The 20,211-nt window shown below is 73.1% G+C and carries 17 protein-coding genes and 1 pseudogene; 9 read left to right on the forward strand and 9 right to left on the reverse strand.

Translation table 11 applies throughout. The features are described from left to right. Positions 1-37: 37 nt before the first annotated feature. Together FF36_RS18550 and FF36_RS18555 are read left to right on the forward strand one after the other, a co-directional pair. The gene (locus tag FF36_RS18550; RefSeq protein WP_044886368.1) at positions 38-706 is read left to right on the forward strand and encodes a TetR/AcrR family transcriptional regulator; all 669 of its coding nucleotides are present in this window, start codon (positions 38-40) and stop codon (positions 704-706) included. Beyond that, positions 703-1,044, forward strand: coding sequence for a nuclear transport factor 2 family protein (locus FF36_RS18555; RefSeq protein WP_044886369.1), 342 nt, complete (start codon positions 703-705; stop codon positions 1,042-1,044). Before FF36_RS18550 ends, FF36_RS18555 begins: the two co-directional genes overlap by 4 nt. A gap of 65 nt (positions 1,045-1,109) precedes the next feature. Here FF36_RS18555 and FF36_RS18560 read toward each other — a convergent pair whose 3' ends face one another. The 6 genes from FF36_RS18560 to FF36_RS18585 form a co-directional block, all read right to left on the reverse strand. Then, positions 1,110-2,159: a TolB family protein gene (locus tag FF36_RS18560; RefSeq protein WP_242422609.1), complete on the reverse strand. Its 1,050-nt coding sequence runs from the start codon at positions 2,157-2,159 to the stop codon at positions 1,110-1,112. Beyond that, complete coding sequence (locus tag FF36_RS18565) at positions 2,150-3,544, reverse strand: MFS transporter (protein ID WP_242422610.1); 1,395 nt, start codon at positions 3,542-3,544, stop codon at positions 2,150-2,152. The genes FF36_RS18560 and FF36_RS18565 overlap by 10 nt, the downstream gene beginning before the upstream one ends. A 6-nt stretch (positions 3,545-3,550) precedes the next feature. Beyond that, positions 3,551-4,435 carry an alkaline phosphatase family protein gene (locus FF36_RS18570; protein ID WP_044886370.1) on the reverse strand — a complete coding sequence of 295 codons (885 nt, stop codon included), beginning with the start codon at positions 4,433-4,435 and terminating at the stop codon, positions 3,551-3,553. 275 nt (positions 4,436-4,710) lie between these two features. Beyond that, complete coding sequence (locus FF36_RS18575) at positions 4,711-5,583, reverse strand: DUF4097 family beta strand repeat-containing protein (RefSeq protein WP_044886371.1); 873 nt, start codon at positions 5,581-5,583, stop codon at positions 4,711-4,713. A gap of 43 nt (positions 5,584-5,626) precedes the next feature. Then, positions 5,627-6,232, reverse strand: a complete 606-nt coding sequence (locus FF36_RS18580) for a toxin-antitoxin system HicB family antitoxin (RefSeq protein ID WP_044886372.1) — start codon at positions 6,230-6,232, stop codon at positions 5,627-5,629. Between the two features lie 407 nt (positions 6,233-6,639). After that, positions 6,640-7,893 carry a cytochrome P450 gene (locus tag FF36_RS18585; protein WP_082122035.1) on the reverse strand — a complete coding sequence of 418 codons (1,254 nt, stop codon included), beginning with the start codon at positions 7,891-7,893 and terminating at the stop codon, positions 6,640-6,642. Positions 7,894-8,362: 469 nt separating this feature from the next. On the opposite strand from FF36_RS18585, the gene FF36_RS18590 reads away from it, so the two are divergent. Continuing rightward, positions 8,363-9,049, forward strand: a complete 687-nt coding sequence (locus tag FF36_RS18590; protein WP_242418721.1) for a polysaccharide deacetylase family protein — start codon at positions 8,363-8,365, stop codon at positions 9,047-9,049. 352 nt (positions 9,050-9,401) lie between these two features. Then, positions 9,402-10,469, forward strand: a pseudogene (locus tag FF36_RS18595) (cytochrome P450); the annotation flags it as partial. A gap of 103 nt (positions 10,470-10,572) precedes the next feature. Here FF36_RS18595 and FF36_RS18600 read toward each other — a convergent pair. The 3 genes from FF36_RS18600 to FF36_RS18610 are packed head-to-tail and all read right to left on the reverse strand — an operon-like array spanning position 10,573 to position 14,254. Beyond that, a complete protein-coding gene (locus tag FF36_RS18600; protein ID WP_044886374.1) occupies positions 10,573-11,850 on the reverse strand; it encodes a cytochrome P450 in 1,278 nt (425 codons plus the stop codon). 12 nt (positions 11,851-11,862) lie between these two features. Then, a complete protein-coding gene (locus FF36_RS18605) occupies positions 11,863-13,305 on the reverse strand; it encodes an NAD(P)/FAD-dependent oxidoreductase (protein WP_044886375.1) in 1,443 nt (480 codons plus the stop codon). Further along, entirely contained in the window at positions 13,295-14,254 is a 960-nt protein-coding gene (locus FF36_RS18610; protein ID WP_242422612.1) for a PDR/VanB family oxidoreductase, read from the reverse strand. Before FF36_RS18610 ends, FF36_RS18605 begins: the two co-directional genes overlap by 11 nt. 178 nt (positions 14,255-14,432) lie before the next feature. On the opposite strand from FF36_RS18610, the gene FF36_RS18615 reads away from it, so the two are divergent. From FF36_RS18615 to FF36_RS18635, 5 genes are all read left to right on the forward strand, one after another. After that, positions 14,433-15,632 (forward strand): acyl-CoA dehydrogenase family protein, encoded by a 1,200-nt coding sequence (locus tag FF36_RS18615; RefSeq protein WP_044886377.1) that lies wholly within the window; start codon positions 14,433-14,435, stop codon positions 15,630-15,632. Between the two features lie 162 nt (positions 15,633-15,794). Further along, positions 15,795-16,334 carry a PaaI family thioesterase gene (locus FF36_RS18620; RefSeq protein ID WP_044886378.1) on the forward strand — a complete coding sequence of 180 codons (540 nt, stop codon included), beginning with the start codon at positions 15,795-15,797 and terminating at the stop codon, positions 16,332-16,334. Continuing rightward, positions 16,331-17,269 carry an alpha/beta hydrolase family protein gene (locus tag FF36_RS18625; protein ID WP_055866558.1) on the forward strand — a complete coding sequence of 313 codons (939 nt, stop codon included), beginning with the start codon at positions 16,331-16,333 and terminating at the stop codon, positions 17,267-17,269. Before FF36_RS18620 ends, FF36_RS18625 begins: the two co-directional genes overlap by 4 nt. 260 nt (positions 17,270-17,529) lie before the next feature. Further along, on the forward strand, positions 17,530-18,765 hold the full coding sequence (locus FF36_RS18630; RefSeq protein WP_044886379.1) for an ABC transporter ATP-binding protein: 1,236 nt from the start codon (positions 17,530-17,532) through the stop codon (positions 18,763-18,765). A 51-nt stretch (positions 18,766-18,816) separates the two neighbouring features. Further along, entirely contained in the window at positions 18,817-20,211 is a 1,395-nt protein-coding gene (locus FF36_RS18635) for an ABC transporter substrate-binding protein (protein ID WP_044886380.1), read from the forward strand.

Consider the following 20,211-nt stretch of genomic DNA (forward strand, 5'->3'; position numbering starts at 1 on the left):
TCTAGAGACCCAGGGACCCAGGGACGGGAGGCGGCCGGTGGCACGCAGGCGCGGCGGGACGCAGCCGGCGCCGCTGACCCAGCGCGACGTGCTCGACGCCGCGCTGCGCGTGGTCGAGCGCGGCGGCCTCGACCGGCTGACCGTGCGCGCCGTCGCCGACGAGCTCGGCGTCACCCCGCCCGCGGTGCACTACCACCTGCGCGGCGGCGAGGACCTGGCCGACCGGGTCGTCGAGGCGGTCGCCGCCGACATCCGCATCGAGCTTGATCCGGCCGCGCCCTGGGTCGACCAGTACGTCGGGCTCGTCACCGCGATGGACGAGGCGTTCCGGCGCTACCCCGGCACGGGGATGCGAGCGCTGACGGCGTCGCGGCCCTCCGCCGCGGCGGGCCGGCTCACCGGCACGGCGCTGGCGATCCTGCGCGCCGCGGGCCTGGCGGAACCCGCGGCGGTCGAGCTGTTCACCGCCACCTACCTGCTGTTCACCGGTTGGCTCGCGGCCCGGGGTCTGATGGCGGCGGGCGGCACGCATCCGAGCCTGGCCGCCGCGGGCATGACCGGACCGGGCCTGGACGACCTCTCGACACTCGAACGCGCCCTGCGCCGGGTGCTGGCGACGGTGCCGGCGGCAGCGCCGCCCGTCGCCGACCGGATCGATCCGGCGGGCCCGGCGCGGCCCGCCCTCACGGAGGAGACACGACCATGAGCGACACCACCGTCATCGACGACTACTTCGCCGGCTGGAACAAGCAGGACACCGACGCGATCCTGGCCACCCTGACCCCGGACGTCGTGCTGGAGGACGTCCCGACCGGCCACGGCGCCACGGGGACCGACGAGGCCCGCGCGTTCATCGACAACGCGCTGAGCCAGACGGCGGGCACCACCTACGACGTCGTGACCACCCTGTCCGACGGGGCCACCTACGCCATCGAGTGGGTCATGCAGCCGGCGGGCATCCGCGGGTCCTCCTTCGGCTCGCTGCGCGAGGGCCGGATCGCCGTCAACCGCGACTACTGGAGCCTGCCCCGCAAGTCCGCCTGAGGGGCCGGGTCAGCCGAGCCGTGTCCGCCGAGCCGTGTCCGCCGAGCCGTGTCCGCCGAGCCGTGTCAGCCGACCACGGCGGGAGCCAGCGCCGCCGTGGTCAGGCGCCGCGGGCTGCCGCCGCCGTCGGCGGGCACGGTCCACAGGTCGCTGCCGTAGTCGCCGGGCAGGGCGTAGGCGAGGGTGCGGCCGTCGAGCCAGAGCGCCTGGTCGTCGACGTTGCGCCGCTCGGCCAGGGCGGTCTCGCGCATCGTTCGCAGGTCGAGGACGGTCAGCCGCCACGGCGCGTCGGCCGGCAGGCCCGCCACCCGCTTCTTGAACGCCAACCGGGTGCCGTCCGGGGACAGCGACGGGCATTCGACGTTCGACCGCAGGGTGGTGACCGTGCGCGCGGTGACATCGCCGCGCACCAGGTAGGTCTGCCCGCCGGTGGCGAGCGTGGCGTAGAAGTGCGTGTCGTCGGCGAACGTCACCCCCCAGAAGTTCGTGTCCGGGCTGCGGTAGGTCCGGCCGTCCCGGACGATCCGGTAGTCCTCCAGGCTGCCGTCCAGCCGCCAGGTGCGGGTGTCGAGGATGGAGGTCCGGGTGGAGAACGACGAGCTGTCCGCATAGGAGTCGCCGCCGACGAACACGGTCCAGGCCACCATGCGCCCGCTCGGGGAGACCCGGGACCGGGTGGGGATGCCGCCCAGCGGGAAGTCACGCCGATCGTGCAGGGCGGCGTCGAGGACCACCGCCCGGTAGCTCTCCCCCACCACGCCCGGCGCCCGACGCAGGCAGATGCCGGTGCCGCCGGCGGCGTGGAAGCGCAGGCAGCGCACGCCGGAGGCGGTGCGGGGCCCCGCCGGGTCCGCGGCCGGCACGGACACCAGCTCGTCGCGGTGCGGTCCCCAGCCCATCGTGCGGAACACCAGCCGCTCGCCGGCGGCCGCGCCGCCGCCCGCCGTGGCGGTGAGCGATATCTGGCCGGCCCGGACCGCGGGCCCGCCGGCCTGGTCGTCGGCCCGGCTCGCCGCCCGACCGGAGGCGTGCACCACCGCCGCGGTGGCGACGCCGGCCAGCACCACCACGACCGCGAGCAGTACGCCGAGGCGGACGCGGACACTCACGGGCATGGCTGCCTCCCCTGGTCGGGCGCGGACCGGGCGGGGCGCAGCGCGGCGGCGGCCACCGTGCAGGCCGCCAACGCCGCCGCGGCGACCGCCAGGGCGGTGTGGTCGCCCCAGGCCGTCCACGCGGCACCGAACATCAGCGAGCAGGCGAAGCGGGCGCCGGCCTGCCCCGTCTGGACCAGGGCCAGCCCGCTGGAACGCAGCCGCGCCGGGACCGACCCGGCCGCGGCGGCCATGAGCACCCCGTCGGTCGCCGCGTAGAAGGCGCCGTGCAGGACGAGCACGCCGATGGGCAGCGCCGCGCCCCGCACCGGGGCGAGCACCAGCCCGTACGCGATCAGCAGGCCGCCGTGCCCGGCGAGGAACACGGCCCAGCGGCCGAACCGGTCGGCGGCGCGCCCCAGCGGGATGGCCAGCAGCAGGAACGACGCCGACGTTCCCAGCGGCAGTAACGGGAACCACTCGACGGACAGATCCAGGTCGCGTTGCAGCATCAGGTAGAGGAACGAGTCGCTCACGGTCGCGAGCCCCAGCACGAGCGCGCACAGGGTGAGGCGACGCAGCTCGCGGCCGCCCAGCAGACCCATGGCGGCGCGCAGGGACACCGGCCCCGGCTCGGCTGGCCCCGGCTCGGCTGGCATGGAGTCGGCTGGCATGGGGTCGCCCGGCACGGCATCCTCCGGGGACAGCACCGCGGCCGGTGCGGGCCCGCGGCCGGGCACGAACAGCAACAGCACGACGACCCCGGTGGCCGCGATGCAGAAGCTGACCGTGAACACCGCGTCGAACCCGTCGGCGGCCGCGCGCATGACCACGAACGCGACGACCGGCCCGAGCAGGGCACCCGCGGTGTCCATCGCCCGGTGCACGCCGAAGGAGCGGCCCTGGGCCTCGGGCGGGGCGGCCAGCGAGATCATCGCGTCTCGCGGGGCGGTGCGCAGCCCCTTGCCGGTGCGGTCCACCGCGAGGACGGCGCTGATCCCCGCCACGCTGTGCGCGATCAGCAGAGCCGGCTTGCACAGCGCGGACAGCCCGTAGCCGAGGACCGCCATCGACTTGTAGCGCCGGCCGCGGTCGGCGAGGTGGCCGCCGACGAGCCGGACCAGCGCGCTGGCGCCGTTGTAGATGCCGTCGAGCAGGCCGAAGCCGAGCGGGGACAGCCCCAGCCCGGTCACCAGGTACAGCGGCAGCACGGCGGTGACCATCTCGGCGGAGACGTCGGTGATGAGGCTGACCGCGCCGAGGATCAGCACGGTGGCGGGCACGGCCCGCCGCGCGAGGTCCGACGGTGTCCGGGATGCCGGCGCCCGGGTCGCCGGCGGCGGGGCCGGCAGGCCCGGGGTGGTCCCCGGGCCTGCCGGTCTGGTGCGGGTGTCCGCGACGTACACGGGTCGCTAGCTCCAGATGCCGGTGATGTCCGATGCGCTCGACGCGTTGCCCGCGTGCGTCGTCAACCCGCTGAGGTCCTCCAGGGTGCGCAGCAGGTTGTAGTGGTTGTAGGTCGTCGACGTGCTGCTGCCCGCGGTGACGTGCTGCCCGTAGAACACCGTCGGGATCCGGTTGCCGCTGCTGTGGTCGTCCTCGTCGAAGGTGACCACGAGCAGGCTGTTGTGGGTGCTGGCCCACGTCGCGTACGCACTGAGTTTGTTCTGCAGCCAGGTGTCGCCCGTGGCGACCGAGCAGTCGTGCATGTCGTTGCACAGGTTCGGAACGACGAACGAGACCTTCGGCAGCGTCGTGTAGTCGGTCGGGAACTGCGTGAAGGTTTTCGCGGTGCTCGTCGGCACATTGCTGAAGGCGAACCACGGGTTGTGCTTACGCGCGTACTTCGTGGAGCTGTTCGTGCAGACCGTGGACCCCTGCGACGGCAGGCCCTCGTTATAGCTGCCGAAGGTCTTGCCGGCGGCGATCAGCTCGGAGCCGAGGTTGGCGGCGCTGCTGAATCCGGGGGTGTAGCAACTGTCGTCGGTCACGCCCTGCGTACCACCGGAGAACAGCGCCAGGTAGTTGGGCTGGCTGGGGTGGGTCAGGCCGTAGGACTGGGTGAGGTTCGCGCCGCCGCTCTTCAACGAGTTGATGTACGGCGCGCTCGAGGAGCCGATGACCTGCGAGTAGGCGTGGTTCTCGAACACCACCACGACGACGTGGTCGGGCGCCGGCAGGCCCGCGGCCTGCGCGGGCGCGGCGGCCCACAGGCCGAACAGGGCGGCCGCCAGACTGGCCGCGCCGAGGGAGCCCAGCGCCAGACGCGCACGCCGGACACGGGTGAGAACGGACAAGGTGAGACCTCCGGCAGTTACGAAGGAATCAGCGCGGGCCCTCGCTGAAGATCCACGTCAGGTTAGAGGTCCGACCGACCATGGTCAGTACTACGCAGAGGAAGACGAGCTAAACAGACGAGTGCGTTGCGACGCAGTCCCGTCACCCGCCCATAACCTGACCTCCGAGTCGGGTAGGCCGAGGTAGGCCGATCGATCCGAGAAAATATCTACGATTGATCTACAATCACAACGGATCATCGGCGCCGACTCGCACCACCGCCCGACCGTCCCGCCTACTTGGTCAGCATCGACGACCGGGCGGGCCGGGAGCGGTGGACCAGGATGTTGCCGCGGCCGGAGAGGGCGCGGATCTCGACGGTCTCGTCGGACGGCGCCGGGCGGTCGACGGCGGCGATCTCGCTGCGCACGGTGCCGTCGCCCGAACGGAGGTCGAGCAGGGCGGCCGTGCCCTCCCGCACGCCGATGTCGAGCCGGCCGGATCCGGTCACGACAGCGACCGTGCCCCGCACGACCTCGCCGAGGCGGATGTCGGCCGAGCCGGTCCTGGCGTCGACGCTCGCCAGCGCCCGGTCGATGCTGACGACTCCGGCGGCGGTGGCGACCCGCACGTCGTCCGCCGCCTCGCCGAGGGTGATCGCGCCGCTCGCCGCCTGGACCGCCACCGGGCCGTCGAGCTGCTGGATCCGGATCGCGCCGTTGGCGGTCATGACATCGGCGCACCCCCGGCACCGGCCCACGAAGACGTCCCCGTTGGCGGTGCGCAGCCGCAGGTCGCCGGTCTCGTCGAGGTCGACGCCGCCGCGAGCGACCTCGACCGTGCAGTCACCCAGGCGGCCCGTGGCCTGGACACCCGTCGCCGCGCGCGCGTCGACCCGCGAGCCCGTGGGCAGGTCGACCGTCACCTCGACCGCGTCGCCGGACCCGAACAGCGAACGCAGGCGCCTCTTCGGTGCCCGGATCGTCAGCCGGCCGGCGGCGTACTCGACGGTGGTCTCCCGGGCCGCCTGCACGTCGGCGTCGCTGGACGGCTCGACCGGGCGCACCTCCACGACCGTGTCGGCGCGATCGCTCGCCCGGATCAGCAGGCCGCCGACGCCCAGCTCGATGACGGCGAGGATCGGTTCGGGGGTGTCGAAACTCGGCATGATGCAGCTCCTTCGTCAGTGATCGACCCGGCCCCACGGCCGGCTAGCGGACCCACCCGCGGTACCGGCGCCCGTGCTGATCGGCTCCCCCCACGCTGGGACGTCCGGGCCCGGCGCCGGGGTCGAGCGCGGCGCCGACGGCGCGCACGAGCCAGGCGTTGACGGACAACCCCTCGCGGTCGGCCGCCTCGTCGATGCGCGGCTTGAGCTGCTCGGGGACGCGCAGCGTGATCCGCGACGTCCGCCCCTCGTCGCCCTCCGCCGAGCCCGGCCCAGCCCCGACCGGCCCAGCCCCGACCGGCCCAGCCCCGACCGGCCCAGTCCCGACCGGCCCAGTCCCGGCGGGCAGCATCCCGGTGGCCCGAGTGACGCCATCTATGACGTCATTCGCGGCCGGCAGGGGCGTCGGCGGCGGCGTCACGACGAAGTCGGCGTCGCGGCCACGCAGCCGCACATCGACCGACCCCGGCGCCAACTCGCGGCTGATCTCGTCCGCGGCCGCCGACAACGCCTCCAGCAGGGCGAGCCTGGTGGCCGCCTCCAACGGCCCCACGAGCCGCTCGGCCAGCGCAAGCGCGTCCGAGCCCCCCGCCTGCGCGGCGACCGCGAGCTCCCGACGCAGGTTCTCGACATACGGCGCAAGGTCCATGACGCCATTATGGCGTCATGTAGACGCCAAAGGCAAGCCTGACTGCCGCCACAAGGTGTGCGGCAGGGCCGCGACCCCGCCAGCGAGCCGCCCGGCCCCGCTCGAGCGTTGGCGGAGCGAACCTGGCCGGGAGTCGACTGGTCAGTCCCGCCCGGTTCCGGTTCCGCGGAACACCATGATCATCGGCGGGAGGCGGGATGCGGTTCCTTGGGGAGCACCTCGATCATCAGTCGGAGGCAGGTCGGGGGCGGGATCACGCGCCGGCCGGCAGCCGTTCGCGGGCCGGTCTGGCACCATCCTGATCCGCCCGGAGGGTACGTCGCCGTCACCGGACCGACTGCGGAGCCATCATCATGATCCATCCACCGGCACCGCACGTTAAAGATCAGTAGCGGAGTGGGGGCAGTTCAGCGGGCGTGGAGGCGGACCTGCAGGGCCTCGACGCCGCGGACGGCGAGGTGGGGGCGGTAGGTCGGCTCGGCGGTGATCTCCAGCCGGGCGACGCGGTCGAGCAGGGCGGTCAGCATGGTCTCGGCCTCCAGGCGGGCCAGCGGCGCGCCGAGGCAGTAGTGCAGGCCGTGGCCGAAGCCGAGGTGGCGGGCCGCGGGAGCGGACGGCGAGGCGTAGCGGGTGAGGTCGAACCGGTCGGGCTGCGGGAAGGCCGCGGGGTCGCGGTGGGCGGCGCCGGCGACGAGGATGATGCCGTCTCCGGCGCGGAACGTCTGCCCGGCGAGCTCCGTGTCGGCAAGCGCCGTGCGTCCCGTCCACTGGACGGGCGGGTCGTAGCGCAGCGTCTCCTCGATCGCCGCCGGCACGAGCGTCCGGTTCGCCCCCAGCGCCGCGTACTGGCCCGGGTCCCGGGCAAGTGCCAGCACGGCGTTCGCGACCAGGTTCACGGTCGTGTCGTAGCCGGCGACGAGCAGCAGGACACAGATCTCGAGCAGCTCGTCCGCGCCGAGCCGGTCGCCCTGTTCCTGCACGGCGATCAGGTCGCTGAGCAGGTCGTCCGCGGGTTCGTCGCGGCGGCGGGCGATGAGCTCGGTGAAGTAGTCGGCGAATGCCCGGGTGGCCTCGGTACGCTGGGCCCGCTCCACCGGGTCGAGGACCTGGTCGGGGTCGAGGCCCCGGGTCAGCGCCGACGCCCAGCCGCTGAAGACCTTCTCGTCGCGCGCCGGGACGCCGAGCAACGAGCAGATGACCCGCAGCGGCAGCGGCCGGGTGAACGCCTCGACGAGGTCGACCTCGCCGCGGTCGACGGCCGCGTCGAGCAGCTCACCCGACAGCGCCTCGGCCATAGGGCGGAACCGGGCGATCCTCGCCGGGGTGAACGCCCTGCTGACCAGGCGGCGCAGCCGGGTGTGCGTCGGCGGGTTCGCCCGCAGCATCGACCGCAGGCCCTCATCCTGATCCGTCACCGGACGAAACGCGCTGCTCTCCATCGGGACGTGGCCCCAGGCGGGATCCTGCAGGACGCCGACGCAGTCGGCGTGCCGGGTGAGTACGCCGAGCCGGGCCGGGGACAGCCAGTGGCAGCGGGCCGACTCCCGCAGCGTCCGGTAGAGCGGATAGGGATCGCTGCGCCACCGCGGATCGAAGATCTCGCGCGCGCCACCGACCCCCGCCACGCCACCGGTCTCCGCCATGCCACCGGTCTCCGCCATGCCACCGGTCTCCGCCATGCCACTGACCTCGGCCACGTCACCGACGCTAGGCCGCGGGGACAGGACTGCCGCACTCGATATCCGCTTCTTATCGACCGATGCGGAATTCCCGGCCTCAGCTGGCCCATGCACGGCCACAGCGGGTGGCGTCGGTGCGGTCGACGCTGGCCGTGACACCATTGCCGGGGCCGGATCGTGGGATCCGGGGGTGGTCGGCGCCGGATCGTCGGGGCCGGATCGGGGGATAGTGCAATGCCGGCATCTCGCCGCGCTCTGGTCACCGGCGTCGCCGGAATGACGCTCGGCGTCCTCGCCGGCTGTGGAACCGACCGTTCCGCGGCTGCCACGGGCGGACCCGACCCGGCCGGTACGGGCGGGCCCCACCCGGCCGGTCGGCGGATTCCCATGGAGGCGGGTCTCGCGGCGACGCCGGCCGGGGTGGGCCGCGCCGAGGTCGTCGCCCGTTACGGTGGGCTGCGGCCGCACGCCTGGGCCCCTGGACCTGCCCGGGACGATCACGCGGCTGCCCGTCGCCGACAGGGCGCTGGCACTCACCTTCGACGCGTGCGGCGGCCCCGGTGGCAGCGGTTACGACCAGGGCCTGATCACCACGCTGCGCCGGTACGGCGTCCCGGCGACCCTCTTCCTCAACTCCCGGTGGATCGACGCGAACCGGCCCGCCTTCGCCGACCTCGCCGCCGACCCGCTGTTCGAGATCGCCAACCACGGCACCCTGCATCGGCCGCTGTCGGTGTCGGGCCGGTCGGCCTACGGCATCCCCGGTACCCGCGACGCCGGCCAGGTCTACGACGAGGTGGCCGGCAATCATGCCAACCTCACCGGCCTGCTCGGCCGACCGCCCCGGCTCTTCCGGCCGGGTACGGCGTACAGCGACGACGTCGCCGCCCGCATCGTCGGTGACCTCGGCGAGACGATCGTCTCGTTCGCGGTGAACGGTGACGGTGGCGCCACGTACACCGCGGCCCAGGTCCGCGCCAGCCTGCTGGCAGCCCCGCCCGGCTCGATCGTGATCGGGCACATGAACCATCCCCGCCGCGGCACCGGACCCGGCGTGGCGGCGGCCCTGCCCCGCCTGCTCGGCGCCGGCTTCCGCTTCGTCCATCTTCCGGCCGACCTGAAAAGCGTGCGCGCCTGATACCCGCTCCTTATCGACCGATGAGAATTGCCCGGCCCGCGGCAAAGAGCCCTTGACCGGCACCAACCCCGGACCCACGATGACGCCGCCACCTGCATTTCTCCGCGCGCATACCCGTGTTCCCAGTACCGCAGTCCCAGGGCCGGGTGGCGCATACGAAGGAGCGGGATTCATGACCACAGCGGAGATCGACGGCGACCGGGTCGACGCCCACGACGTGTTCGACACCGCCCACCGGATCGATCCCTACTCTCGGTACCGCCGGCTGCGCGAGGCTGCCGTCCCGACACCCGTCCGCCTGGGCGATGCCGAGGTGACGCTGATGTCCAGGTTCTCGGACTGCGCCGCGGTNCTGCAGAGCCAGGCATGGGGGCACGGCAACGTCGACCGGCTCAGCCCCTTCTGGGACCAGCAGGCGAGCCTGCCCGGGTCGTTCATCCGGATGGACCCGCCGGACCACCGGCGGCTGCGCACGCTGGTCAACAAGGCGTTCAGCGCCCGGATGGTCGCCGACCTCGCACCGATGATCACCAGCCTGGTCGACACGCTGGTGGACCGGGCGCTCGCCGCCGGCGGGCTCGACGTGATCCGGGACCTGTCCGCGCCGCTCGCCCAGGCGATGGTGGGCCAGCGGCTGCTCGGGGTGCCCGCGTCCGACGCCGAGCTGCTGCGCTCCTGGGAACTGGCGATCGCCCGCGGCACCGACCCGGACGGTCTGCTGTCCGCCGAGGACATCGCCCGCCGCAACGACGCCGGGGCGAACGTCGTCGCCTACCTGCAGGACCTCGTCGCCCGGCGCAAGGCCGACCCGCAGGACGACCTGCTCAGCCGGCTCGTCGCGGTGGAGGAGTCCGGCGAGGTCCTCACCGCGGCCGAGGTCCTCGGCATCTGCGTGCTGCTGCTCGTCGCCGGGATGGAGACGTCGATCAACCTGGTCGGCAACGGCATCCTCGCCCTGCTCGCCCACCCCGACCAGCTCGCGCTGCTGCGCGCCCGGCCCGAGCTGGCCCCGTCGGCGGTGGAGGAGATCCTGCGCTACGACACGCCGACCCAGTTCACGATGCGGGTCGCGCTCACCGACACCACCGTCGGCGAGCGCCGGTTCCGCCGCGGGGACGGGGCGATCGTGCTGATGGGCTCGGCGGGCCGGGACACCGACGTGTTCGACGGCGGTGAGCGCCTCGACATCACCCGCTACGCCGAACCCGGCCGCTCGCCGCGGCACCTCGGCTTCAGCCTCGGCCTGCACTACTGCCTGGGTGCGCCGCTGGCCCGGCTGGAGGCGACGACCGCGATCCGCACGCTGGTCGAGCGGGCACCGGCGCTGTCGCTGGCCACCGACGAGCTGTCCTACCAGCCGAGCCTCATCCACCGCGGGCTGAGCTCGCTGCCCGTCGACCTCTCCCCCGCCGCCGCCTGAACCGGCGAAGGGCCGGCGCCGCCCTCGGTCTCACCGAGGCGATGGCGCCGGCCCATGCGGCCGACCGGTGAGCCCGCGGCGTGGAACCTGGGTGCCGTGGAACTCAGGCGGCGTGGAAGCGCGTGGGGAGTTCGGCCAGGCCGCGGATGAGCATGTTCGGCTTGTACGGCGGCGTGTCGGTGAGCAGCTCCATGTCGGCGACCCGGTCCAGCACCCCGGCGAGCAGCAGCTCCATCTCGAGCAGCGCCAGCGGCGCGCCGAGGCAGTAGTGGTGGCCGAGGCTGAACGACAGGTGCCGGGCGATCGGCCTGGTGGTGTGGAAACGGGTGACGTCGAGCCGCTCCGGGTCGTCGTACACCAGCGGGTCGCGGTTCGCGCAGGCGATGAGCGCGACGATCCCCTCGCCGGGGGCGAAGACCTCGTCGGCCACCACCAGCTCGCGCTTGGCGGCGCGGGTGTTCATGTGGATGGGCGAGTCGTAGCGCAGCAGCTCGTCGACGGCCGGCCCGATCAGCTCGGGGCGCTCGCGCAGCAGCGCGACCTGGTCGGGGTGGCGGATCAGGGCCATCATCCCGTTGCCGACGAGGTTCACCGTCGTCTCGTGGCCGGCGATGAGCAGCGTCACGCAGGTGCCGAGCAGCTCCTCCTCGGTGAGCCGGTCGCCCGCCTCCTCGACGGCGGCGAGCTGGGTGATCAGGTCGTCGCCCGTCGCCTCCCGGCGCCGGCGGGAGACCAGTGCGCGGAAGTACGACAGGAAGTCGGGGATGGCGGCGTTGCGCTCGGCGAGCGCCTCCGGCGTCATCAGCACGTCGGGGTCGAAGGCCCGGGCCAGCGCCTGCGACCAGACCTGCACCAGCGGGTGGTCCTCGGCGGGCACGCCGAGGATCTCGCAGACCACCGTCAGCGGCAGCGGGTAGGCGATGGTGGCGATGAGGTCGAACTCGCCGGCCCGCAGCGCGTTGTCGAGCAGCTCGTCGACGAGCGCGGCGATGCGGGGCCGCAGCGCCGCCACGGTTCGCGCGGTGAAGGCCTTGGTCACCAGGCCGCGCAGCCGGGTGTGGTCCGGCGGCTCCATCCACAGGAACGACGCCGGGAAGGCCTCGGCGGGGATGGTCGGGTGCAGCTGGTGGGGCTCGCGGTCGTGGCCCCACTCCTGGCTGCCCAGCACCGCCGCGCAGTCCGCGTAGCGGTTGGCGAGCTTCAGGCCGAACGGCCCGGTGTGCAGCGGTCCGGCGGCGCGCAGTTCGGTGTAGATGGAGTAGGGGTCGTGTCGGTTCGCGGGGTCGAACAGCTTCGCGAGCAGCCGGGCCCCCGTCTGCTCGGGGGACGACTCGTCCGGTCGGTCGAGGGCCTCGGACGACGCGGGGTGGACGGTGACCATGCTGTGCTCCTTCTATGACTGCTCGTGGTGGGGGACGGCCAGGCGGTCACGGATGGTGAGCGAGGCGGGCGCGATCGCCCGCGGGGCGCCCGGGGCGAGCACCCGGGCGGCCAGCGCCGGGCGCAGCAGCGCGGTGGGCGGTTCGGCGAGGTGGACGACGCGCATGAGGGTGCGGGCGACGGCGGGGTCGCGGTGCGCGCGGCGCTGTGCCCGGGCCGCGTAGCTCCCGGTGACCCGGCCCCGCAGGGTGCGTCGGCCCACCACCGCGGGGTAGCGCAGGTCCGACGAGGTCGCCATGTCCCAGGCGACGTCGAGGACGGGCCCGACCGCCCGGTAGAAGCGGCCCGGCAGCCCGCCGAGGCCCTCGCCCTCCCGCAGGCAGTCACGCAGGACGAGCGCCTGCTGGGCGGCGACCGTCATGCCCTGCGCGTAGAGCGGGTTGAAGCTGCACAGCGCGTCGCCGAGCACCACGATCCCGTCGGGGGGGCGGCGCACGGCCTCGAAGTGCCGCCGGACCGATTCCCGGAACCGGTACGGCACGGCGTCGGTCAGCGGGGTCGCCGCGCGGATGAGGTCGCTGATGTCGCCGACCGGCAACCGCCGGGCGAACGCGGCGAACCCGTCGTCGTCGGTCGGGGGATGCTCGCCGAGCAGGCCGGCGAGGGTGACGATCCAGCGGTCGCCCTCGATGGCGGCCGCGCCCCCACCACGCAGGCCCGGGGTGGTGGAGATGATGACGCTGAGGTCGCCGCCGAGGTGCTCGGGGCGACGCTCGTAGACCCGCGAGGCGTAGCCGAGATCCACCGTGACGCGCGACGTCGACGGTGCCGGGTGCCCGACGGCGGCGAGCCAGTCCAGACAGCGGGAGTTGCGCCCACTGGCGTCGATCACCAGGTCCGCGGCGAGCACCGTCGACGCGCCGTCGCCGCCGCCGGCACGGATCCGCACGCCGGTGACGGCCCCACCCGCCCCGACGCCGTCACCGACCAGGCCGATCACCGCGGTCCTCGGCAGCAGGCGGACGCCGGGCAGGGCCGCCGTGCGCCGGCGCAGCTCGCGTTCGAGCAGCGGCCGACTCGCGAGCACCGACGTCAGCCCGGTGGAGACCGGACCGACCCGGCGCCCCTGCAGGTACCAGCGCCCACCGACCAGCGCCTCGCTGGTCGGCGCCCCGGCGGCGACGAGCTGCGCGACCAGGCCGGGATGCAGCTCCTCGAGGATCTCGCGCCCGCGGTCCATCAGCGCGTGCAGGTGCCCGGCCTGCGGCACCCCACGGCGGGCGCCCAGAGCGGCGCTCTCCCCGTCGGCGGAGCCGGGCAGGTCGTCGCGGTCGAGGACGCTGACCCGGCCGAAGGACTCGCTCAGCACCCGCGCGGCGAGCAGGCCGGCGACCCCCGCTCCGAGCACGACGGCGTGCCCGGAGCGGGGCGTCGAGGCCGGTCGGTCAGATGTCAAGGGTCAGCCGCTCCGAGCGCGCCCGGGACACGCAGATCATCATGGTGGTGCCGGTGGCCTGCTCCTCCGCCGACAGCACGGAGTCCCTGTGGTCGACCTCGCCGTCGAGCACGGTCGTCTCGCAGCTCGCGCAGGTGCCCTCGCGGCACGAGGAGGGGACGTCGAGCCCGGCGCGGTCGAGCGCGTCGAGCACCGACTGGTCGGCGCGCACCCGCACCAGCCGCCCGGAGCCGGCCAGCAGCACGTCGAAGGCCCGCTGGTCGGCCTCGTCCGCGCCGTCCGTCGGGCGGGGACGGAACCGTTCGACGTGCAGGCTGCCGATACCGCGGGCGGCGAACGCCCGCTCGGTGGCCGCCAGCAGCGGCTCCGGCCCGCAGCAGTACAGCCGCGAGTCTGCGGCGAGCTCGGCGACGATGTCGTCGACGGGCAGCAGGCCTTCGGTGTCCTCGGGCAGCACGCGCACCCGGTCGGGGTGGCGGGCGAGCTCGGGCAGGAACGCCATCCGCCGCCGTGCCCGACCGCCGTAGTACAGCCGCCAGTCGGCGCCGCGGCGCTCCAGCTCGTGCAGCATCGGCAGCAGAGGCGTGATCCCGATGCCGCCGGCGACCAGCCGATAGGACCCGCCGGCCACCAGCGGGAAATTGTTTCGCGGGGCGCCCACCTCGATTTCCGTACCCTTCACGACCTGTTCATGGAAGTAGCGCGACCCGCCCCGACTTTTCTCCTCCAGGAGCACCGCGATTCGCCAGGACCGGGTATCGGACGGATCACCGCACAACGAGTACTGGCGGATCTCCCCACCCGGTACCCGAATATCCACGTGGGCGCCCGGAGCCCAGGTGTCGAGAGCCTCTCCTTGCGGGTCCACCAGCACGACGACCAGCACGTTCTCCGCTGCCAGAGTCGCCTCGTCCACCCGCAGGACCGTCCAGCGAGATACCGAACTCACCGGCAAACCGTCTCATGCCAGNCATCACGCGAACAGCGATCAATACAACGGCAATCACCCCATCGAAAACGTCGATGGCCGACGACCGAACGCGCAGGGCACGGCAACAATGGCCCCGCGCGAATGACCCCGCGCGAATGACCCCGCATGCAGCACGTTTTTACCGGTGGGAGCAACCGTGAGCGAGACAATCGTCAGGCCCTCCGAGGCATCGAGTCCGCCGGATCCCGTGCTGCTGGCGGAACGCACCGCGCGGTTCATCCGGGACGTCGTCGTCCCCGTCGAGCGCGAGATCGTCGTCGACGGCCGCCGGATGGACGACGCGCTGCGCCTGGAGCTGGTGGCGGCCGCCCGGGACGCCGGGGTGTTCGGCCCGCTGTCGCCCGTCGAGTACGGCGGCTTCGGCCTGGACTTCCGCGGGCAGGCGCACGTGCTCATCGCGGCGGGCGCGAGCCTCGTCGGGCCGCTGGCCCTGCACTGCTGGGCCCCGGACGACGGCAACATCCACCTGCTCGCCGACGCCACCACTCCGGCCCAGCGCGAGCGCTACCTGGCGCCGCTCGCCGCCGGCGAGGTGCGCTCGGCGATCGCGATGACCGAACCCGCCCCCGGCACCGGATCCGACCCGAGCATGCTGCGCACCGTCGCCACCCGGGTGCCCGGCGGCTGGTCGATCACGGGTGCCAAGCACCTCATCACCGGCGCGGACGGCGCCGCGTTCACGATCTGCGTCGCGCGCACCGACGCCGGCCCCACGATGTTCCTCGTCGACGCGGACAACCCAGGGATGCGGGTGGTGCGCCGGATGCCGACGCTGGACTTCACCAGCGCCCCGGGCGGCCACTGCGAGGTCGCCTTCGACGACTGCCGCGTCGACGACGCCGCCGTGCTCGGCGAGGTGGGGCTGGGTCTGGAGTACGCCCAGGCCCGGCTGGCCCCGTCCCGCCTGACGTTCTGCATGAACTGGCTGGGCCTGGCGGTCCGCGCGCACGTCCTGGCCGCCGAGCACGTGCTGGGACGCCATTCCTTCGGCGCCCCGATCGCCGAGCACGGCATGGCGCAGGCCCTCGTCGCCGACAACGAGATCGACATCGCCGCGGCCCGCGCGCTCGTCCACGCCACCGCCGCGACCCTGGACACTCAGGGGGCGACCAGCTCGGCGGCCCGCCACGACGCCGCCATCGCGAAGACCTTCGTGTCCGAGGCGGTGTGGCGGGTGCTGGACCGGGCGGTGCAGCTCTTCGGCGGCCTCGGCGTCTGCGAGGACCACCTCGTCGCCCGTTTCCTCGTCGAGGCGCGCGCCTTCCGTATCTACGAGGGTCCCTCCGAGGTGCTGCGGGCCTCGGTGGCACGGCGGGTGTTCCGCCGCCTCGGCTAGCCCCGCCGATCGTGGTGTTCCGCGGAACCGCGCGTCGCGTCTGGAGTCCTGGCCGCGGCCCGACTCTCATGATCGTGGTGTTCCGCGGAACCGCGCCAGGCGATCCATCTCCATCAGCGGCACATCCATCAGCGGCACGTCCATCAGCGGTAGGAGACCCAGGTGAGCAACCCGTCAGTTCTGAGCCCGGCAGCACCCGGTTTCGCGGTCTTCGCCCAGCCGGGCGCGGGCGTGGACTTCGAGCACATCCGGCGGATGGCGAACACGGTGGTGCCGTTCGGCGCGTTCGTCGGCGTCGAGGTGACGGAGGTCGACGCCGACCACGCGGTCGTGGAGATCCCCGACCGTCCCGAGCTGACCAACCAGTTCGGCACCGTGCACGCCGGCGCGCAGTTCCTCGCGGCGGACATCGCCGGGGCGTGCGCGTTCGTCGGGGCGACGGCCGGCCGGATCGCCGACGTGGAATGGCTCGTCGTGCGCGACAGCTGGTCGTCGTTCCGCCGACCCGCCCGGGGCCTGGTGCGCGCGGTGGGAACCGTCGACGAGCGCGCGGTGCGCCAGGTGCTCGCCGCCGGCCCCGGCGAGCGCGTCGACCTCGACGGCAAGGCGGTGCTGCACGACGCCGCCGGCACCCTGGTCGCCACCTTCCGCTTCGCCTACGTCGCCGAGCTCGCCGCCCCGGCCGCCCCGGCCGCCCCGTGACCGGCCCGACGCCCGGGACGGCGCCCGGCTCCGCACCCGGCTCGGCACCGCCGCGCCGGTCGGAGTTCTCGGCGCTGGAGGCGCTGCGGGTCGACAGCGTCGGAGGCGTGTCGTTCGTGCTGCGGGTGCTCCCCCAGGCCGATCCGGGCGCGCCGGTCGTGCTGATCCTGCCCGCGATGGCGCTCAAGGCGAAGTTCTACCTGCCGATCGCGCGGGCGCTGCACGCGGCGGGGGTGTCGGTGGTGACGACGGACCTGCGCGCCCAGGGCGAGTCGACGCCCGGCCTGCACGACCAGCCGACCTTCGGCTACCGCGAGCTGATCGAGGTCGACCTGCCGCGGGTGCTGGCCGCCGTGCGGACCCGGTTCCCCGGGGCGCGGCCATACCTGTTCGGGCACAGCCTCGGCGGCCAGATCGCCCTGCTGCACGCCGCCGCCGAGCAACCCGCGGGGGGCGGGATCGCCGGCGTCTGCGTCATCGGCACGGGGACCGTGTACTGGAAGGCGTTCGGCTTCCGACGCTGGGCGGAGGCGCTGTACTCGATCCAGACGATCGGCCTGGTCGCGCGGGTGCGCGGCTACTGGCCGGGCGGCATGCTCATCGGCGGCGCCATGCCCGGCCGGGTGATGACGGACTGGGCGCGGCACTCCCGCACCAGCCGCTACCGGCCGCACGGGACGACCCGCGACTACGACCGCCTGCTCGCCGAGCTCGACCTGCCGGTGCTGGCCATCTCCCTCGACGACGACCGGCTGGGACCGAAGTCGAACGTCGACTTCCTCTGCCGCCGCATGCCCCGAGCCCGCATCGACCGGTGGCACATCACCGCCGCCGCCGGCGTCGCCCACCGCGACCACTTCGCCTGGACGAAGGACGCCGCCGTCATCGGCCCCGCGGTCGCGGCCTGGATCCGCGAGCGCCGCAGGCCCGCGTAGCCGGATTCCTCTCGGGCGATTGGAACCTCCAATCGGGGGCGGTCACCGACATATTCGTCGCGATCCGTTCACCAACGATTCACCGAGACCTGCTGAACTGCAGCTGCCCGTCGACACGGAATTAATCGACACGTACACGGACCGGGTGCCGGGAATTCATCGGCCAGGGGACAAACCGGTTCGGCACTGGTCCGGCCCCGGCGCGCGCAGGACATAACACAGCTGTTTGGCAGATGCCGCCGGATCGGAGGGGGGAACCAGTGAGCCGTATTACCGTCGAAAACGTCACGCGCCGCTATGGTGACGTGCGGGCGGTCGACGGGGTGAGCCTCGACGTCGCCCACGGCGACTTCCTGGTCCTGCTCGGCCCCAGCGGCTGCGGGAAGTCGACGCTGCTGCGCATGATCGCAGGTCTGGTTTCCCCCAGCGACGGCCGGGTGCTCGTGGACGGCAACGACGTCACCGAAGCCCCGGCCCGCGACCGCGACCTCGCGATGGTGTTCCAGAGCTACGCGCTTTACCCGCACCTGACCGTCGAACGCAACATCGGATTCCCGCTGCGCGCTCGTAAGCAGCGCAAGGCCGACATCCGCCGCCGCGTCGCCGAGGTCGCCGACATCCTCGACCTCGGCGCGCTGCTCGACCGCCGGCCGCGTGCGCTCTCCGGCGGCCAGCGCCAGCGGGTGGCGCTCGGCCGCGCCCTGGTCCGCGACCCCGGCGCCTTCCTGATGGACGAGCCGCTGTCGAACCTGGACGCCCAGTTGCGCACCGCGACCCGCACGGAGATCACCGAGCTGCACCGCCGGCTCGGGCGGACGTTCGTCTACGTCACCCACGACCAGGTCGAGGCGATGACGATGGCGACGTCGGTCGCCGTGCTCAACCGCGGCCGCCTGGAGCAGCTCGGGACGCCGACCGAGGTGTACGACACCCCGGCGTCGGCGTTCGTCGCCGGATTCCTGGGCTCCCCGCCGATGAACCTGCTCGACGCCGAGATCGTCAGCCGCGACGGCCGGCTGCACGCGGTCGCCGAGGGCGTGGACGTCCCCCTGGGCCTCGACCATCCCTCTCACGAGGGCGAGCAGGTGCGGCGACCCGCCATCCTCGGCGTCCGCCCCGAGCACCTGAGCCTGCGGCCGGCCGCAGACGCGGGCCCGGCGCCCGAGGCCGGCGGTGTCCCCAACGGCAGTGCCCCCAACGGCAGTGCCCCCAACGGCGGTGCCCCCAACGGCGGTGCCCCCGCGGCGACGCTGCGCGGCAGCGTGCGCAGCATCGAGAACCTCGGCAGCGAGGAGATCGCCCACTGCCGCGTCGGTGCGGCCGAGGTGGCCGTGCGGGCCCGCCGGCCGGCCGGCTTCACCGTCGGCGAGGCCGTCGTCCTCACCGTCCGCCCCGAGCACACCCACCTGTTCGACCGGGAGTCGGGACGCCGGCTCGTCTGGCAGCCGGACCGGGACCCTCAGGTCCCCGCCGCCCGCGTCCCCGTCGCCACCTGACACCCGCCACAGCTCACCCGCTCGCACTGTCACCTCGCCGAGGAGCAGCACGTGAAAAGACCGTTCGCCCGGAGATCGTTCTCCCTGGTGGCCCTGTCGGCCGCCACCGCACTGTCCGTCCTGGCCGCCTGCGGCTCGCCCGGGGGCGGTGGCGACGACGTGGCGCCGAAGGCCACCAGCAAGATCCCCGAGCTCGGCAAGGACCAGAAGGTCTCCATCGTCTTCGAGAGCTACAACTTCGGGCAGGCCGGGGCCTGGACCGACACCTTCAACGAGCTGATCGGCAAGTTCGAGAAGGCCCACCCGAACATCCACGTCACGGCGCAGAAGCCGCAGGGTTCCAGCCCGAACCCGGCCACCGACACGGTGTCGAGCCTGCAGAGCCAGATCGCCGCCGGCTCGCCGCCGGACGTCGTCCAGCTCGGCTTCAGCGACCTCGACTTCGCCATCCACTCGCTGAAGGTGAAGTCGCTGGACGACCTGGTCGGCAAGGACGCCGTCCAGGCGAACTTCGACGGCGCCAAGTTCCCGTACGCCAAGACCGCGCGGACCCTCGGTGACTGGGACGGCAAGACCTACGGCGTGCCGTTCGTCTTCTCCACTCCGGTGCTGTACTACAACGCCTCCATCTTCGCCGAGGCCGGTCTCGACCCGGCGAAGCCGCCGACGACGTGGGACGAGGCTCGTCAGGACGCCAAGACGATCGTCGACAAGACCAACCACGACGGCGTGTACCTCGACTGCCTCACGAAGATCGCCAAGGACTGGTGCTTCCAGAGCCTGGTCCGCTCCAACGGCGGACGGGTGATCTCCGAGAACCGCACCACCCTGACCTACTCGCAGCCCCCCGCCGTCCAGGCGGTCCAGATGGCCCAGAGCCTGGTCAAGGACGGCCTGACCCCCGTGCTCGGCCAGAAGGAGGCCTACACGAGCTTCGCCGCCGGCAACATCGGCATGTTCCTGGAGACCAGCTCCATCCAGGGCACGTTCGTGAAGGGCTCGAAGGGCAAGTGGGACCTGCGCGCCGCGGAGATGCCGAGCTTCGGGAAGAAGCCGACCATCCCGACGAACTCCGGCGCGTCGCTGTTCGTGCTGTCGAACGACCCGGCCAAGCAGCGCGCCGGCTGGGAGCTGATCAAGTTCCTGACCAGCGAGGACGCCTACAAGACGATCTCCACCAAGATCGGCTACCTGCCGCTGCGGACCGGCCTCGTCGACGACCCGAACGGGCTCGCCGCCTGGGCCAAGGCCAACCCGCTGGTCGTGCCGAACATCGCTCAGCTCGACCGGATGGAGCCGTGGATCTCGATTCCCGGCGTCAACTACATCCAGGTCCGTGACGGGATGATGGAGGCGGTCGAAAAGATCGTCTACCAGGGCGCGGACGCGCAGTCGACCCTGACCGCTGCCCAGAAGCAGGGCGCGGCACTGCTCCCGAAGGCGTAA

Source organism: Frankia torreyi, assembly GCF_000948395.1.
Classification (GTDB): Bacteria; Actinomycetota; Actinomycetes; order Frankiales; family Frankiaceae; genus Frankia; species Frankia torreyi.